Source organism: Marinobacter sp. EN3 (assembly GCF_000475315.1).
Classification (GTDB): Bacteria; Pseudomonadota; Gammaproteobacteria; order Pseudomonadales; family Oleiphilaceae; genus Marinobacter; species Marinobacter nauticus.
This window is the reverse complement of record NZ_AXCC01000041.1, coordinates 1-17132: the sequence shown is the minus strand read 5'-3', so window position 1 is coordinate 17132 and position 17132 is coordinate 1. Positions and strand designations below refer to the sequence as shown.

The following is a 17132-nucleotide window of genomic DNA, read 5'->3' as shown; positions in this document are numbered from 1 at the left end:
GAGCTAGAGCGTGAACCAGCATATGACCCACCGGGAACACCAGGACGACGATCAGGAAACCGATCTACGCACCGCCCCCGACAAGAAGAGGGAGGCTGAGTCAGAGACGGCTTTACCTCCTGCCCGCCCTCGGCCATGGCGATGGTATGGCGCGATCCTGGCGACGCTGATCGTTCTCGGAGGTGGCGGCTGGTGGCTGTATCAGCAGCTCACCCATGTCGTTGTGACGGATGCCCGTGTCGCCGCCGACATTGTTGCCATGAGCAGCCGGGTTCCCGGTTGGGTGACGGTACTTGAAGTGACCGATGGCGATGCCGCGCAGAGAGGCAGGGTTTTGATCCGGATCGACGACCGGGAAAGCCGTCTCCGTGTCGAGGCGCTTGACGCGCAACTCGCCGGGATTGCCCGCCGCCGCGAGGAGATCGAAGCGCGCATCGCACTCACCGACCGTCAGACACAGAGCCGCATTACCGCCAAACAGGCAGCGGTGAGGGCGGCAGAGGCCAGGTTGGCAGCAGCGGCAGCGCAACTCGATCTTGCCAGACAGGAGAATGACCGGGCGGAGAAGCTGGCGCCGAGCGGTGCCATCAACCGTGCGCGCCTGGACCAGACGCGGGCGGCGCTGGAGACGGCAAAGCAGCAGACATTGAGCGCCCAGGCGGACCTGGAAAATGCCCGCGCCGCCCTGGCCGAGGCTGAAGCCGCGCGCGGGGAACTCACGGTGCTGCGCACCCAGCTCGCCGAACTCGGCCCGGAGGAGCAGCGGCTACGTGCACAAAAAGCCCAGGCCGAACTCGACCTGGAAGATCGCACCATCGTCATGCCATTCGACGGCGTGGTGGACCGGGTATTTGTGGACAAGGGCGAATATGTCACCCCCGGCCAACGCCTGCTGATGGTGCATGATCCCGAGCGGGTGCGTGTCGAAGCGAACGTCAAGGAGACCGACATCCGCTTCTTCCGGCCGGGAAAGAGCGTGATGATCACTGTCGATGCCCTGCCGGGGCGGCGCTTTGAGGGCAGGGTCACGCGCGTCGGGCAGTCCGCCACCAGCGAGTTCGCCCTGCTGCCCAACCCCAACCCGAGCGGCAATTTCACCAAGATCACCCAGCGCCTGCCAGTGCGCATCGCGGTGCAGCAGGACGGCGGCGAACTCAAGCCGGGTATGATGGTGGAGCTGGAGGCGAGAGCCGATGACTAGCGCGCCCCGGCCGGACAGTATCGAGGGGCTATTCGCCCGTTTCGGCCCGTCCTATCGCTGGCTGGTCACAGCGACGGTCATGATGGGCACGATCGCCACTATCCTGACCGCCACCATCGTCAATGTAGCCCTGCCGGATATCATGGGCGCTTTCGGCATGGGCCAGGACAAGGCGCAACTTCTCTCCACCGGCTTCCTCGCCGCGATGACCGGGACCATGCTGCTCAATGCCTGGATGGTCGATACCCTCGGCCAGCGCGCGACCTTTATGTTGGCGATAACCATCTTTATCGCCGCCTCCATCATGGGTGGGCTCGCCCCCGCCGAGGGCGTGCTGATCCTGGCCCGTGTTTTACAAGGCGGCGCGGCCGGCATCCTCCAGCCGCTCGCCATGCAGACGATCTTCCAGGTCTTTCCGCCGGAGAAACGCGGGTCGGCCATGGGAATTTACGGCATCGGCGTGGTGCTGGCCCCGGCGCTTGGCCCGACGCTTGGCGGCATCATGGTCGACAGCTTCAGCTGGCGCTATGTCTTCTTCATGGCCGTGCCCTTCTGCTTCATCGGCCTGTTTATGGCCGCGATCTTGATGCCGGGGCGCGCAACCTCCGGTCCGCCGCGCAAATTCGACTGGATCGGCTTTGGACTGATGACGGTGTTTCTCGTGACCCTGCTCAACGGGTTGTCGAACGGGCAGCGTGACGGCTGGATCTCCGACCCCATCCTGCGCGACTTCGCCATCGCCCTGGTCGCGGGCATCGGCTTCATCGTCTGGGAGCTGCGCACGTCCGCACCCATGCTCAATCTCAAGCTCTTCACGAACCGGGTCTATGCGGGCGCCTCCGTCGTGGCCTTCATTTTCGGAGCAGGCATCTTCGGTTCGACCTTCCTGATCCCGCTGTTCGTCCAGACGATCCAGGGCTACACGCCGACCCGCTCGGGCCTGCTGCTAATGCCGGCGGGGCTGATTCTGGCCCTGGTCTTCCCCATCGCGGGGCGGCTGACTGACAGGACACCCGCCTATGCCACGGTCATGTTTGGGCTTGTGATTTTCGCGTTGTCATCGTTTCTTATGAGCAACGTGGATACCAATACCTCGTTCTGGCTGTTCGCCTGGTGGATCATGCTGGGGCGTATCGGCCTTGGTTTCATCATGCCGAGCCTGAACGCCGGCGCCCTCAAGGCGCTCCCCATGACGCTACTCAGTCAGGGCTCCGGCGCCATCAACTTCGTGCGCCAACTCGGCGGGGCGTTTGGTGTCAACCTGCTCTCCATCGCTCTGGAGCGGCGATCTCAGCTCTACGTAGACAGCTTCACGGCGGCACAGCATGCAGGCAACAGTGCAACGACCGCTATGCTGCACGAAGTAACCGGCTTGTTTGCACAGGCTGGCGTGCCGGAGGCGATACGCCAGGCCGGGGCGATGAACTATCTTGGCCGCGTGATCTACAGCCAGGGCAACATGCTGGGGTACCGGGACAGCTTCTTTATCGTCGGCGCGATCTTCCTGGCCGCCCTTGTTCCGGCGCTGATGATGCGCCGGAGGTCCACGCCTCCGGCGCTGCCGGCCAGCGAGGCCATGCGTCACCCGCCATCGTCGCAGAACGCGATTCAGCAGAGTCGGTGACGCACGTGTCAAGGGGCCACCTCACGAAACGGAAAATAGCGTACGTTAAGCCTCTCGCGGCGTGCGGAGCGGGCCACACCGGGCAATGACAGCCGGGAAGCGCTAGAGGGGTATGACCAGTGGCAGGAGGAAAGGGCCACTTGAAATATATAGATGCCTAATGTTTATACTATAAAGTTGTTTCACCCGATTCTGACCAACCAACCATGAGATACGCCCATGAAAATCGTTAAAGTTCAGGACATCATTGGTACCGAGCGTGAAGTCAGCGACAAGCAGTGGACCAGCCGCCGCCTGCTGCTCAAGAAGGACGGAATGGGATTTTCCTTCCACGAAACCATCATCAAGGCAGGCTCCGAGCACACTTTCTGGTACAAGCACCACCTGGAAGCCGTTTACTGCGTTGCCGGTAACGGGCGCATCAAGGACCTCGCCACGGGTGAAGTTCACGAGATTACCGACGGTACCCTCTACGCCCTGGACAACCACGACAAGCACACCCTGTACGGTGGCACCGAGGACATGCGCCTGATCTGCGCCTTCAACCCGCCGGTGACCGGCCAGGAAGTCCATGACGAGGACGGCGCCTACCTGTCGGACAGCAGCGATAACTGATCCGACTGACTGCCGATCTGATCGCTGGGACACTGCCAGAGCGACTGCTGGCGGTAGCGCTGTTGCTTTGGCTGGTACGTCCATGCCGGCGAATCCCGATTATGCCTGGACACCTTTATTGATGACACCGTCCATAGCGATCTGCCAGATAAAATCACCAATGGCGTCGAGTGAATGGACTCCGTTCCGGTCGAACCAGGTTGCAACCCAGTTGAGCGCCCCAAGGCCGATCAGGCGAAGCAAACGGCCGTCAACATTCTGCCGGACCACGCCCTGCGCAATCATTGTTTCGAGGATACCGGCCCACAGGGACTCGTACTGGTCACGCAGTTCGATGATTTCCTTACTAGCCTCCGGGCCCAGCGCCCGCCATTCAAACAACAGCACGTAAACCGCATCCGAACCTAACAACAGGGCTCGCAGATGTGCGTTGATACAAAGACGCAAACGCTCAACCGGGTCGTCCGAGCTGGCGTAAGCCGACTCGACCTCTGCGGTAACCAGGTCGACTCCCCGGCGCATCAGCTCGACAAGCAGCGCTTCGGCAATCTACTTGAGCGACGTCCTTTCAAAACCTTTCTCACGAAAAAGCCTGGCTGAGTTAAAGACGATCTGTGGCGTCAAGAGGGCCAATGTTCCGAAAAAACAGTTTAAGTAAGCTTTTTTGCTGAACAGCATCTGACCGCCTCAACAAGCGCTGTATAGATGTACTGACAACAATAACGAGAAAACGGAGCATATTAATGCCTAAGACTCCCCTTTTTACTAAGGGCCCTACCTCTTGCCTTGCAATCGCAATTCTGTCCGCTGGGGGTTCTTTTCCCACTCAGGCCAGCATGGGCAACATCGGCACCACCTACGGGGTAATGGCAGCCGACGTGGCTACAGCGCAATCCCTGTCTATGTTCAACGATCAGGTGTCTGCCACTTACTATAACCCGGCTTATCTGACAAAAGATCCCCGGGGAGAGCTGACCCTAGGCCTGCTTCATGCAGAACAGGAACTGAGAGCGGATGGCCCCCTGCGGGATGGCGACGTACTCGCCGACTCACCGAGTCAGCATGTGCTCATCGGCATGAAAACAAATCTTTCTTCCTTGACCCGTTTTAAGCACCCCATTTACTTTGGCTTCATCGCGGGAGTAGAGAAGTATGGCAAGGAACTGCTGGCCTTCAGTTCAAACACATCAGAAAGCGGCCAGTTCATGGAGTATGGCAGGGAACCCCTGTTCCTCAATATCGGTGGTGCCACCAACATCTGGCGAGGTATTGACGCCGGAATCTCGGCAAGAGTCACCCTCGAAGCCACAGCCAAGCTGGATACGTTATCGAACCTGGCCGGTGAGACACGACGTGAGCGCCTGTCAGTCAATGCCGAACCCTCTGTAAAGTCGATTCTCAGTACCTCCATCGACTGGGGCAAAACTTTCTGCCCTGAAAGCGGCTGTTGGTTGAGCGGCTGGGAAACGGCCCTTGCTTACCGGGCAGAATCATCGGCTTCCACCAGTATCGACGCAAACGTCATTGTCGACCAGACGATTCCCGATCCGGGGCTTGCGCTTGCGGTTACCACGATAGACTCCTTTCAGCCGGAAATCTGGGTCATTGGTACCCAGTATCAGGGTGACGGCTGGCGTATCGGGGGCAGCGTAGAACAACAGAACTGGTCAGAACTGGAAGATGAATTTGCCAGCGACACCATCAAGGATCAGAACCGCCTCTCCCCTGCTGCCCGCATGCAGTTTGACGACACCCTGATTCCCCGTCTCGGTGGCGAGTTTATGCTGAACGATAACTTCAGTTTGCGTGCCGGCGTCGCCTATGAAGAATCCCCTCTGAAAACCACCCGAAACCCGGAAATCAACTACCTGGACACAGACAAGATTTCTGTCGGGCTTGGCTTAAGCGCCACATTCAACCGCACCCGTCTTCTGGCCTACCCCGTTCGCGTGGACCTTGGTTACCAGTACCAGAAGCTGCAAGAGCGTGATTTCACCATTGTCGACTATAACGGCAATGAAGAAGACGTTACCGCAGACGGCGACATTCACGTGTTCAGCGGTTCGGTTACGCTGAAATTCTGAAGAGGTGCGGCATGAAAAAAACAACCATTGCATTGATTGTCACCACAGCACTCGCAGGCTGCGGGGGTAGCGGAGACAAGCAGACCGTTACCCGGGCTCCGACACCCGGATCGCTGACATTTACCTATCCGGCTGACAGTACGTCCCCCGGCGGCGATCAGCCCGGTGTCACGTCCACCGTCCCCACAACAGCACCGGTCTTCCTGCGCTTCAACAAGTCCATCGATACACCGCTGACTGACCTTCCCGATGTCCTGGTCCTGAAGGATGCCACCGGGAACGAGGTTACCCTCACCGACGTGATGTTCACTGGTGAAGACAAGATGGGGCTGGCGGCAAAGCCGGACACGGCGCTTGCGCCGGGAACCAGCTACACCCTGACCGCAGAGGGCCTTGAGGTTGGCGGCACACCGGTGTCACTGACCGCGGATGGCATCCGATTCAGGACAGCACCGGCCACATCCGGCCCGATTCTGAGCCAGACCGAAGGCACCGGATTTGAACTGGCGCGGACCATTCCGGACGGAGGAAGCGACTACCCCGTCACGGACTTTACGTCATTCCGGCTTCAGTTTACCGAGCCCGTCGACCCGCAATCGGTGGTTTACGGCGACACCATCCGCCTGACGGACCAGGCCGGTGAACCGGTGAATGCCGAAGTATACGTCAGGGGTCACCGGGTCACGGTGGACCCGGAAGGCTACCTGGACCCCACCAAAACCTATACCCTGAAAGTGACTACCGGCATCAAAAGCGCTCTGCTCGATGATGCCCTGTCCGAAGATCGCACACTGACCTTCAACCCGATCGACTCCCGCTCCCCGACGGGCAAGCGGCAGATTATGGCCCAGGCTGCTGAAACCCTGTCTGGCCAGCTACCGCTGACGGGCGAGGATTACAACTCGGTGAACCTGAGTTCTCCCCTTCTGGGCCCGGACAACCCGACGGCCGTCACCGGCACCGTGTTCGCGGAGCTGGGTTTTATTCCCAAATTTGAAGCGGCCGGCCAGAGCATTCCCCTGAGGATCGACCGGGGCACCCTGCTGACCGGGAGTTCCGTAGTGGTCAAGGTCGCCGGTGCCGTACCGGCCGGGTTTGAATCCGACGCCGTCGAGGTTCGCTTTCTCTCGGACGCCAATGGCTTCCTGATGCCCAATCCCTACACCGATGCAGTGGATGCACCCCGATCGCTCGAACTCTACGTCGATATGGCCCTCAATACCGGGAACACCATTGCCAACGGTGCCCTTGGCCAGCAGCTCATGCACGTGCAGCTGGTGGGTACCGCCATCGTCGAGGACGGCAAGCTGAGCATCGAAGCCGTTGGCGTTATTGAGCCGGACGTGATGGGCATTGACACGGCCTCAGGCCTGATCTCCTTCAAGCTGAACGGCTTCCGCAACGTCGAAGATGCCCCGCTGCAGGCCGGCTTCGCGGACACCGAAGCGCCCTTCATCAAGAGCTGGGTGCCCGGGGATGATAATCAGGACAAGCTTCGCCCGGGCGATAATCTGGTGGTCTACTTCAACGAACCGCTGCTCCCCTCATCCATCCATTCAGACAACATTCAGCTGGAAAAGAATGGAGTACCGGTTGATGCGAACCTGAAAGCCAATGGCGGCAGTGTTGTCATTGATCCCGTGGAGCCGTTGGAGCATGGTCCGGCCTACGTTCTCAGGCTCAATCCCGATGGTGCCTCGTCGCAAAACGGGTCCGGTTTGCGGGATCTGGCCGGAAACACCTTTGCCAGCCAGGTTGCCCTCCCCTTCCAACTCAGCCCGACCGAACCGGGCACGCCAACGGACCAGTCACCGCTTGCCCTGATAACCCACCCGGGGTTCCCCTGTGCCAAAGATATTACCGATACGAATGTCAGTAATGGTAACCAGGGACGTTGTACCGGGGGCAAAGACGATGACGACCTGCTACCCATTGGTCAACTCGAAACCGACAAGCCCATTATCGTCCGTTTCTCCCAGAACATGAACCCGGAAACCATCATCCCCGGCGACAGTCTGACCGTTGAAAGGCAAACGGATACTGGCCAATGGGAAAAACTTGATATCTCCGAATACACCCTCACCACCGAGCCACGGTCCCTGACCATTACGCCCCTGGTTCCGTGGGAGACAGGCAGGCTTTACCGCTATACGCTGAATGCCAATGACTCCGCGATAGAGTCAGCCGCGGGGCTGCCTCTGCAAACCGTCCTGCTCACCCAGGATAAATGGGAGGCAACCCACAGAACCGAGGGCGGCACGGCGCTGGTGAACTACTTCACCGGCATCGAGAAAAAGAATGCCACCTACCTGCCGCTGAGAAACCTGCCGGCGGCCGATGCCAATGCGGATCTGGACTATACAAAAGATCTTGAGGCCGGCTCTCAAGCAGGAGAAAGCGTTGCCAACGCGGTAGGCCTGGCATCCAATGGGGTCAGCTCACTGGATCCTCCTCAACAGGATTCTCTTGTTGTTGACGCTAACATTGGATGTGGATTCGCCACAGAGCAAGAAGGAGGAGATGGATCCCCCGACATCTGCCCCGAAGACAAGTTCATTTATCTGACAGCCATGCTCGATACCATCGTAGCAGGACAGCCGGACGACCAGGGCCGGGTACCGGTGGAAATTCTGCCCTCTGTGTTAGCCACCACATCCAGCGATGTGTGGGTCAAAATAGATACTCAACTGCTGGATGCGTTTGCAAGAATTGGGCTTGCAGACACCGGCATTGAGGCCGAAGAACTCATCCCGACCGGCCCGCTCATGATGCGCATGAGGTACCCAAGGGATGCCAGTGGCAATGTCGAACCGCTGAATGGCTTTCTCTATACCAATGATCAGGGTCAGTTTACCTTCGAGCTTAATCTGGACGTATACCTGGATGCCCCTTACCTCAATCCAAGCATTGGGCCGGCCTATCTTGACCATAACCTATACAGCTATCCTCTTGATTCCTTGACGGTAAGAGGGCCGGTGATATTTCTCCAGGATGGCCGTATACAGATCAAACTGGCCAATGTCGAGGCAGTCCCGATTGACGTTGAAGTGCGAGGAGATATTACGCTCACATCGGACAACGTCGATGGCCTCTGCAGCTTGGTTCCTGACCTTTGTAACCCGATCATCGATCTTCTGGGACTGAACGCAGACACCGTCATCCATCTTGAAATCCCGCAAGAGATGCTTTCTCTCACCTATCTCTCACCAACGACACAGCAGTAACCCCAAAAAGCCCTGGCTTACCAGCCAGGGCTTTTTGTTTGCCCGGCGAAGCCGGGCCGCCTGCCAGCGCCGCGAAAAGGTGGCACTCTCTGCCCATACACCCCTGCCCATACACCCCTGCCCATACCCCGGCTCCGCAACCAGCAGAGCACCGGTTACGTCTCACTATAAGAGTCCGCGCAGTCGCGCTTCAGTGACCGCCTGAACCCGGTTGGTTACTCCAAGTTCGCTGAAAATCTTCTTCAGATGCCATTTGACAGCATCCTCGGTCACAAGAAGCCGCTCAGCGATCGCTTTGTTGGTCATTCCATTACTTATGCACTTCAGTATGGAAATCTGCCTGACCGTGATAACGGAGTCGGTATGTCCCGGTACCGGTGCAGCGCTGAGGTCGTCTGCCCGGACCTCGGGGTCCTTTGTAGTGGCTGCTTCAGCGGTGTCCGGCAGGTCATCAAAAAGATTCCGGGCAAGGGGACTCAGGGAAAGCAGCGCTTCTTTTATCCACAGCGGTGTAAAGTGGCAATTCAGATGCTCCGCATGCAGGTTGGCATCAAGAATCAGGCGCTTTGCCGGTTTTGAGGAACCGAGGGCAAAGGCTGCCAGGGCCTGGCAATACTGGGCGGCGACCCTGGTTCTGGCATCTGAGATGGCACTGGCAGCCTGAAGCGCCTCTCTGGCATAGTTCCCGGCCACACCAAACTGCTTCCCAAGCCTTAGCCTGTACATTGAGCGCACTAAAGCAATGTGCGCCTGAATGGCCCGGTTTTGATTCGGCGTAAATATCAGCTCGGATTCATCGGGAAGTATCGGTGGCTCCAATTCCTCGTTGTTCAGGAGAGTGAACTCAGCCAGCTGAACTTTCGTCAGGATATTGAGGCGCGGGAGCTCGCGCTCGCTGGCGGCCAGGCGGGCTTGCTCCAACAGGGCCATGGCTCTGTCCCGGAATCCCTGGTGGTACAGCAAACGGCTGCAGGTCTGTGTACATCCCCACAGAATGTCGGTAACGCCATAATTCAAGGCGAAATCAAAGGATGCCTGTGCAGATTCCGGGGAAACCAGGTGATGATCCTGTTCGAGCAGGATTTGTACCTCAAGAACACCAAGCATCTTGCTTAAAAAGCTTTTTGGTACGCCAATCTTTTCTGCGGTTTTATTCGCCTGACGCAACAGGTACATTGCCCGGACCATGTCGCCTTTGAACAATTCTGTCTGGATTTCCGCCGTTTTAAGCCAGATAAACGCGTAGAGTTGATTGGATGACTGGTTGGCCACCGCCGCTCTGTGCAATAGTTCTTCTAACTCTTCAAAGCGGCGATCGCTGGAGGCAATGAATGCCTGGCATGTAAGGGCCGCGCCTTTACCGACCATATTGCGATCGCCAAAGGCGTCAATCCACTTTTCACAGAGCGTCTGGCTCTCCGACAATTCATCGTGTGTGGCTTTACCTATTGCCTTAACCAGTTCCCGCCACCCTTCCTCATCAAGGCTGCCCAGCCCCCTGGAAATCGGATGGCGGGAACTCGCCAGCATTTCCTCTGCCTGCCGCGCTTGCTGGCTGAAATACAGAGTCCAGGCATAGCCTATGCTTAAGGAAGCGATTTTTTTTATCGTGCGGGCCGGCACCTTTTCAAACCATGTGCGAAGCACTTCGATTTCACCTTGCCGGAGCGCCACGTCCAGAATAATGCTGTCACTGACCACGCGCGCCCAGCGATGGTCACTGGCTTCCAGGGCGACGTTGATTGAATGGAGGTACTCCCCCCTGCGCCAATGCCAGAAGGCGACGCGTTTCAGTACATACGAACGGCGCTCCCGTTGAGTGGCATTAAACACACTACGCAAATACCCTCTCAGCACAGGGTGCATGGCCAGGCGCTCGCCGGAGGAAACGGTGGGGGCTAAAAGTGCAAATTTTTCGTTAACAAACGAAATTTCCTGATCAGCCTGCTGCGTTTTATAGACATAGTCATAGCACTCCGCGCTGACCTCCTCGAGCATCGCGGCGTTGCAAACAAACCTTCGCGCATGTCTGGGTAGCACGGACAAGAGATTGTCCCTGAAATACGAGCGGGTTTCCGGCCAGGATTCGGGAGGCAGGTCCGGGTTCGGGGTTTGGCACATCAGCCTGACGAGTGCGGGCCATCCGCCCGTGGCTTGTATAATGTTGCCTGCTTCGGAGCCACCTATACCCGTTACCTCACCAAGCTTCTCCGGCTCCTTTAGGTCCTCTTCTGTAAAGGCAAGCTCATCAGCACCATAGGTCACAACACCCGTCATCAGCGACAAACGTGGCAACGCCCCGGTGCTGCCAGGCGCAATAAAAAATTTTACATTGTCCGGTGTTTCACAGATCAGATCCTCAATCAGATCCCCGTTATCCGCCCCTTCACCGGGCCCGTCAAGGCAAATTCTTATGGTCTTTTTTGCATTGAATAAGGCATCCCGAAGCGCTTCGATGGTGTCGGTGTCGCTTTTCAGCGCTCCCCGGGATTCAGGTCCTTCAAGCTGATATAAAACCAACGCCGCAAACAGGCTGTCAGTGACTTCGCGCGGGTCCGGGTACGATCGTCTATTGATATAGACGGCACTCTCGTGTTCCGGATCGCGGATGTTCGCTGCCAGGGCTACCTGTACAGATTTTCCGGAGCCCGGCGGAGCCCGGTACAGAACGACTTTTGCTCCAGGCACCGCGGAAGCACTCAGGCGCTGGCGGTCTGTACAGCCTTGAGTGATGAAACGCTGACGACCCCACATCCGGGCGGACATCTTTCTGCACCAATCTTCCAGGCTATGGCGTGTCATGACAGTCAAGTCTCCTGCTTTGCCAGCCCGGAACGCGCCCGCGCCAGGGCATGACGCATATCGACAGATCTCTGACCCAAACCTACCCGTTCGGGTAGTTGTCTGACCTCAGTTTATAGCCAATCCTGTCACTGTGCACAACCGTCCCGCTCATCTGAGTGGCCCGGTCAGAACAAGATGTAAAAAGATGATGAATCCGATAACAATAAGGTGATCCTGATGTCAATGTCAGAAAATGTAGTAACAGAGTCTCTTCAGAGGGACCCTGGTGCCGAAAACTATGTGGACAGAAAGCGCCACCTGTGGGTCCTTTCCGTGCTGTGGCCAGCGACACCCCTTATCAGCCTTTATCTGGTCGCCCAGACCGGATGGAGCATCTGGTACGGGCTGGTATTAATCTTCTGGTATGGTGCCGTTCCCTTGATTGATGCCATGTTCGGAGAAGATTTTTCCAACCCCCCCGAGTCGGCTGTGCCCCGGCTTGAGCAGGACCGTTACTATCGGGTGCTGACCTACCTGACCGTGCCCGTTCACTACGCATCTCTGATTGTCAGTTGCTGGTGGGTGGCCACGCATCCAATGAATGTTTTCGAGTTCGTCGCACTGGCCTTTTCCATGGGCATCATCAATGGCCTGGCTCTGAACACAGGCCACGAACTCGGCCATAAAAAAGAGACGTTTGACCGCTGGATGGCCAAACTGGTTCTCGCCGTGGTCGGGTACGGCCATTTCTTCATTGAGCACAATAAGGGGCATCATCGTGATGTGGCAACACCGATGGACCCGGCGACATCCCGCATGGGCGAGTCCATTTACGCATTTTCATTGCGTGAAATTCCCGGTGCTTTCAAGCGGGCATGGACGCTGGAAGAGCAGCGCCTGAGCCGTTGCGGCAAAAGTGTCTGGAGCCTGGAGAACGAAGTGCTTCAGCCGATGATTCTGACGGTCGTGCTGTATGCCGCATTGCTGGCGTTTTTTGGTCCGTTAATGCTGATCTTCCTGCCCATCCAGATGGCCTTTGGCTGGTGGCAGCTGACCAGCGCCAACTACATTGAGCATTACGGATTGCTGCGCGAGAAGATGTCGGATGGACGTTATGAGCGTCAACAACCGCACCACTCATGGAACTCAAACCATATTATGTCGAACCTGATTCTGTTTCATTTGCAACGACATTCCGACCATCACGCCCATCCTACAAGGTCCTATCAATCGCTTCGCGACTTCAAAGACCTGCCTTCCTTACCATCGGGATATCCCGGAATGTTCCTGGTCGCAATGTTTCCCTCATGGTTTCGGTCGATAATGGACCACCGGGTGCTGGATTGGGCTAAAGGAGATCTCGATAAGATTCAGATTCAACCCGGCAAGCGTGAATTCTATGTGCGTAAATTTGGTGGGACTGATTCTGAATCAGTCGATACCGCAGCGTCTAAATGATCGGCTAATTAGAACTTATATACGTCGTTTACTTTATTTACGTTGCAGAAAAAGAGCCTCTGACGTGCACCTGAAAGAGGGTGCGCGTCGGGCGCTACCAAAACAAAGACAATAATATCGTTTGAAAGGTGCTTTAAATGGCTAAACATCAATGCCCGGATTGTGGTTATGTATACGACGAAGTGGTTGGTGATCCGCACGAAGGCTTTCCTGCAGGAACGACCTGGGAAAAAATTCCTGAAGACTGGTCCTGTCCAGACTGTGCCGTCAGGGATAAGGTTGACTTCGTTGCGCTTCAAGAAGCGAACTCGGAACTTTCGGTGTCCGCAACCAATATAGCGGTCCGTACTGCCAGCCAAGCTAAGACCGAGGGAGCATCGCAGAAAGCAACGGACGCATCTACTCCTTCAGCTAAAAATAAAACAAAGCCCAAAGCGAAACCGAAGCCTACCTCTTCAAAATCGCCCAAAGACTCGACTCAAAAAGATACCTATCGGAAGTGGGTCTGCATCACTTGCGGCCATATCTACGATGAAGCTCTCGGAGATGAAGCCGAAGGCTTCCCTGCCGGCACTCGTTTTGAAGATATTCCAGACGATTGGTGCTGTCCGGACTGTGGTGCCACAAAAGAGGACTATGTCCTCTATGAAGACTAGTAATCCGATGGAAAATAACAACAGTCTCGTTCGGCAAGAGGTAATTTATAATGCAGACTGCCAGCCTGGTTGAGGTCGGGGCCACCAACAGGTCAACCACCGATACAATTGAAGCAACTTTCACGGCCATGCAGCAGGCACAGCTTGCACGCCGCGGCAGTTTTACCCTGGAGGCTCGAATAGCGCAGCTCGACCAACTGCGGGATTCGATTAAACGCCACGAACCAAAAATTATTGCGGCGTGCGCGGCAGACTTTCGGAAACCCGCTCCCGAAGTCAAATTAACCGAAGTTCTGCCGGTGCTTCAGGAAATTCGACACACTAAAAAACACTTGCGTAAATGGATGCGTCCGAAGCGGGTGGCTGCCTCCGTTGGCGTTCTGGGTACGAAATCTTATGTTCGGCCAGAACCAAAGGGGGTGTGCCTGATCATTGCACCGTGGAATTATCCGCTCAATCTCGCGCTGGGACCTCTGGTCTCGGCGTTGGCTGCAGGAAACGGTGCGATCATCAAACCCTCGGAAATGACACCCCATACCTCAAAGGTGATCGCTGATATTGTCGCCGAAACCTTCTCTCCTGACCTGGTTTCCGTGGTTGAGGGGGATGCTGCGGTAGCGCAGAAACTGTTGACCTTGCCCTTCGACCACATATTCTTCACTGGTAGCCCTGCGGTAGGCAAGCTGGTCATGGAGGCTGCTGCCAGGAACCTTTCCTCAGTGACACTGGAGCTGGGCGGGAAATCCCCGACCATCGTAGGCCCGGATGCCAACATAAAGAAGGCTGCCAGATATATTGTCTGGGGGAAGTTTGCCAATAACGGCCAGACCTGCATCGCTCCAGACCACGTTTTTGTACACAGAAGTATCGCAGACCAATTCAATGAAGCACTTAAAAAGCAAATCGGGCGCACCTACGGAAAAACACCGGAAGCTCAAAAATCGACGGCTGACTATTGCCGGATTGTAAATGCCCGTCATTTCCAGCGCGTATCAAACATTATAGATGATGCCAAAAGCAAAGGCGCAAAAGTCTTTGAAGGTGGCGTTACAGATGCTGAAGAAAATTTTATTGCTCCGACGTTGATTGCAAATGTATCCAGCGACATGGATATCTCACGTGAGGAGTTATTCGGCCCGATATTACCGGTTATTGAGTTCGATGATATTGATTCGGTTATCAATAAAATAAATGATAACCCCAAGCCGCTGGCGCTTTACGTATTCGACAAAAACAAGTCTTTTGCCAGGAGTATTATCGAACGAACAAGTTCCGGCGCTGTAGGAGTCAACCTTACAGTTGTGCATTTTCTACATCCGGGCCTGCCGTTTGGTGGAGTTAATAATTCCGGGATAGGGGCGGCACACGGTGAATACGGTTTCCGCGCTTTTTCCCATGAAAAGGCGCTGATGGAGGATAAGCATTCTCTCATCCACCTGCTTTTTCCTCCCTATACACGCTGGGTCCGGCGGCTCATAGATGCTGCTGTTCGTATTCTGGGCTGAGCATAATCCAATAACAAGAGAGTCACTATGTACGATTACATTATTGTTGGCGCCGGGTCGGCTGGCTGTGTATTGGCTAACCGACTGACTGCCGATCCCTCGAAGCGAGTAGCGTTACTTGAAGCAGGGCCAAAGGATAAGAGCCCGCTCATACATATGCCTGTGGGTATTGCACTTCTTGCCAATAGCAAGCAGGTGAACTGGGCCTTCGAAACCGAGCCTCAGGAACATCTCAAGGGGCGCCGTCTGTTCTGGCCCCGGGGTAAAACTCTTGGCGGCTCCTCCTCCATCAACGCCATGGTCTACATCCGGGGCCACAAAGCCGATTATGAACACTGGGGTCAGGCTGCCGGAACCGACCTTTGGGGATGGGACCGCGCATTAACATTGTTTCGCCGACTGGAAGATAACGAACGTTTCGGACCGGATGCTTACCACGGCAAGGGCGGTGAACTCAGCGTAAGCGATCTGAGATCGGTCAATCCGTTAAGTCGGGATTTTGTTCGCGCCGCTTCCCATGTGGATGTCCCGGTGAACACGGATTTCAATGGCGAAACGCAAGAGGGACTGGGCCTCTACCAGGTGACACAAAAAAATGGTCGGCGCTGGAGTTCGGCGCAGGCGTTTCTGCGTGGCGCAGAGAAACGGCCTAACCTCGATGTGCTAACGGACGCTCGGGTAACCCGGGTGGTAATGGACGGTAAGCGGGCAGTCGGCGTGACACTGAACCAGGGGGGCGAATATCGCCAGCTTAGACTCAATAACGGCGGTGAAGTCATATTGTCTGGTGGTGCGGTTAATTCACCACAACTACTTATGCTTTCGGGAATCGGTGATCGCGAAGAGCTTCGGAAACACGGAATCCCTCTGGTCCATCACCTTCCTGAGGTGGGCAAGAATCTGGTCGATCATTTGGATATTACGCTGATGCACGCGGCGAACTCACGTTTGCCTATTGGTGTTGCCCCCAGCTTCCTGCTTCGGGGAGTGAGCGCACTTTTTTCCTATATTTTTGCGCGACGCGGGTTTCTCACCAGTAATGTAGCCGAGGCAGGAGGCTTTGTTAAATCCAGCCCTTCGTGTGAACGACCGAATGTGCAATTCCATTTTTTGCCAACTTTTTTGAAGGATCATGGGCGAAAAGTGATGACCGGGTATGGCTACACCTTACACATTTGCGATCTGCTGCCCAAAAGCCGGGGTTTTATTGGACTGAAAAGCCCTGATCCATTAGCCGATCCGTTGATTCAGCCCAATTATCTGAGTGACCCCGAAGACATCAAGACAATGATTTCCGCCGTTAAATTCGGGCGACGAGTACTCGCGGCACCGACAATGGCTTTGCATAGTAAGCGAGAAGTCATGCCCGGAAACTCTGTGTCCTCGGACGATCAGATTGCGGACTTCATCCGGGAAAATGCAGAGACTATCTACCACCCCGTTGGCACCTGCCGTATGGGCGTGGATCCGGAGTCAGTCGTTGATCCAGAGTTGAAAGTCAGAGGCATTGAAGGGCTTAGAGTCGTCGATGCTTCGATAATGCCCAGTTTGGTTGCCGGTAACACCAACGCACCCACCATGATGATTGCCGAAAATGCAGCCGACATCCTCCTGGGAAATGTCACGGTTCAGGCTCGGGTTATGACGCCCACGCCCACCGCGGACACTACTGACGCCAACTATTCCGTCCCACGAGCAGTAGAAATGGAGAGGAGATAAACGTGCTTGGCCAAATGATGAACATGGAGCTCACCGTGAATTCCTTGATCGACCATGCTGCTCGCTACCATGGAGACGCTGAGATTGTGTCGATAGGAACGGATGGAAATCCCAGTCGATCTGACTGGGCAACTGTTTCGGAGCGGTCGCGACAACTTGCGTCAGCGCTTCGAACGGCAGGCTATGTCCAGGGGGATCGGTGCGCGACCATTTGTTGGAATAACGTGGGGCACCTGGAATGTTACTAATGGGTACGAAAGTA

The 17132-nt window shown here is 56.1% G+C and carries 12 protein-coding genes; 9 read left to right on the top strand and 3 right to left on the bottom strand.

The features are described 5' to 3' along the window. The first annotated feature begins 10 nt into the window (after positions 1–10). From Q675_RS31765 to Q675_RS31755, 3 genes are all read left to right on the top strand, one after another. A complete protein-coding gene (locus Q675_RS31765; protein ID WP_198324799.1) occupies positions 11–1201 on the top strand; it encodes an HlyD family secretion protein in 1191 nt (396 codons plus the stop codon). Beyond that, entirely contained in the window at positions 1194–2825 is a 1632-nt protein-coding gene (locus Q675_RS31760) for a DHA2 family efflux MFS transporter permease subunit (protein WP_011784157.1), read from the top strand. The genes Q675_RS31765 and Q675_RS31760 overlap by 8 nt, the downstream gene beginning before the upstream one ends. Positions 2826–3044: 219 nt before the next feature. Continuing rightward, the gene (locus Q675_RS31755; protein ID WP_011784156.1) at positions 3045–3440 is read left to right on the top strand and encodes an ectoine synthase; all 396 of its coding nucleotides are present in this window, start codon (positions 3045–3047) and stop codon (positions 3438–3440) included. Positions 3441–3539: 99 nt separating this feature from the next. Here the strand turns inward: Q675_RS31755 and Q675_RS31750 are convergent, their stop codons facing one another. Beyond that, positions 3540–3962, bottom strand: coding sequence for a TetR/AcrR family transcriptional regulator C-terminal domain-containing protein (locus Q675_RS31750; protein ID WP_011784155.1), 423 nt, complete (start codon positions 3960–3962; stop codon positions 3540–3542). A gap of 221 nt (positions 3963–4183) precedes the next feature. On the opposite strand from Q675_RS31750, the gene aupA reads away from it, so the two are divergent. After that, positions 4184–5524 carry an alkane uptake protein AupA gene (aupA, locus tag Q675_RS31745; protein WP_031211540.1) on the top strand — a complete coding sequence of 447 codons (1341 nt, stop codon included), beginning with the start codon at positions 4184–4186 and terminating at the stop codon, positions 5522–5524. A gap of 11 nt (positions 5525–5535) precedes the next feature. Then, positions 5536–8748: an Ig-like domain-containing protein gene (locus Q675_RS31740; protein WP_023011589.1), complete on the top strand. Its 3213-nt coding sequence runs from the start codon at positions 5536–5538 to the stop codon at positions 8746–8748. A 165-nt stretch (positions 8749–8913) separates the two neighbouring features. On the opposite strand, the gene Q675_RS31735 is transcribed toward Q675_RS31740, so the two are convergent. Continuing rightward, the gene (locus Q675_RS31735; protein ID WP_227499577.1) at positions 8914–11268 is read right to left on the bottom strand and encodes a helix-turn-helix transcriptional regulator; all 2355 of its coding nucleotides are present in this window, start codon (positions 11266–11268) and stop codon (positions 8914–8916) included. 501 nt (positions 11269–11769) lie between these two features. On the opposite strand from Q675_RS31735, the gene Q675_RS31730 reads away from it, so the two are divergent. From Q675_RS31730 to Q675_RS31715, 4 genes are all read left to right on the top strand, one after another. Further along, positions 11770–12990 (top strand): alkane 1-monooxygenase, encoded by a 1221-nt coding sequence (locus tag Q675_RS31730; RefSeq protein ID WP_023011587.1) that lies wholly within the window; start codon positions 11770–11772, stop codon positions 12988–12990. A gap of 137 nt (positions 12991–13127) precedes the next feature. Continuing rightward, positions 13128–13646, top strand: coding sequence for a rubredoxin (locus Q675_RS38655; protein WP_011784149.1), 519 nt, complete (start codon positions 13128–13130; stop codon positions 13644–13646). A 50-nt stretch (positions 13647–13696) separates the two neighbouring features. Then, positions 13697–15151, top strand: a complete 1455-nt coding sequence (locus Q675_RS31720) for an aldehyde dehydrogenase family protein (RefSeq protein WP_022991860.1) — start codon at positions 13697–13699, stop codon at positions 15149–15151. Between the two features lie 27 nt (positions 15152–15178). After that, positions 15179–16870 carry a GMC family oxidoreductase gene (locus Q675_RS31715; RefSeq protein WP_023011586.1) on the top strand — a complete coding sequence of 564 codons (1692 nt, stop codon included), beginning with the start codon at positions 15179–15181 and terminating at the stop codon, positions 16868–16870. Positions 16871–16900: 30 nt separating this feature from the next. Here Q675_RS31715 and Q675_RS38430 read toward each other — a convergent pair. Next, on the bottom strand, positions 16901–17132 hold a 232-nt coding region (locus Q675_RS38430), incomplete at its 5' end, for a hypothetical protein (protein WP_227499576.1).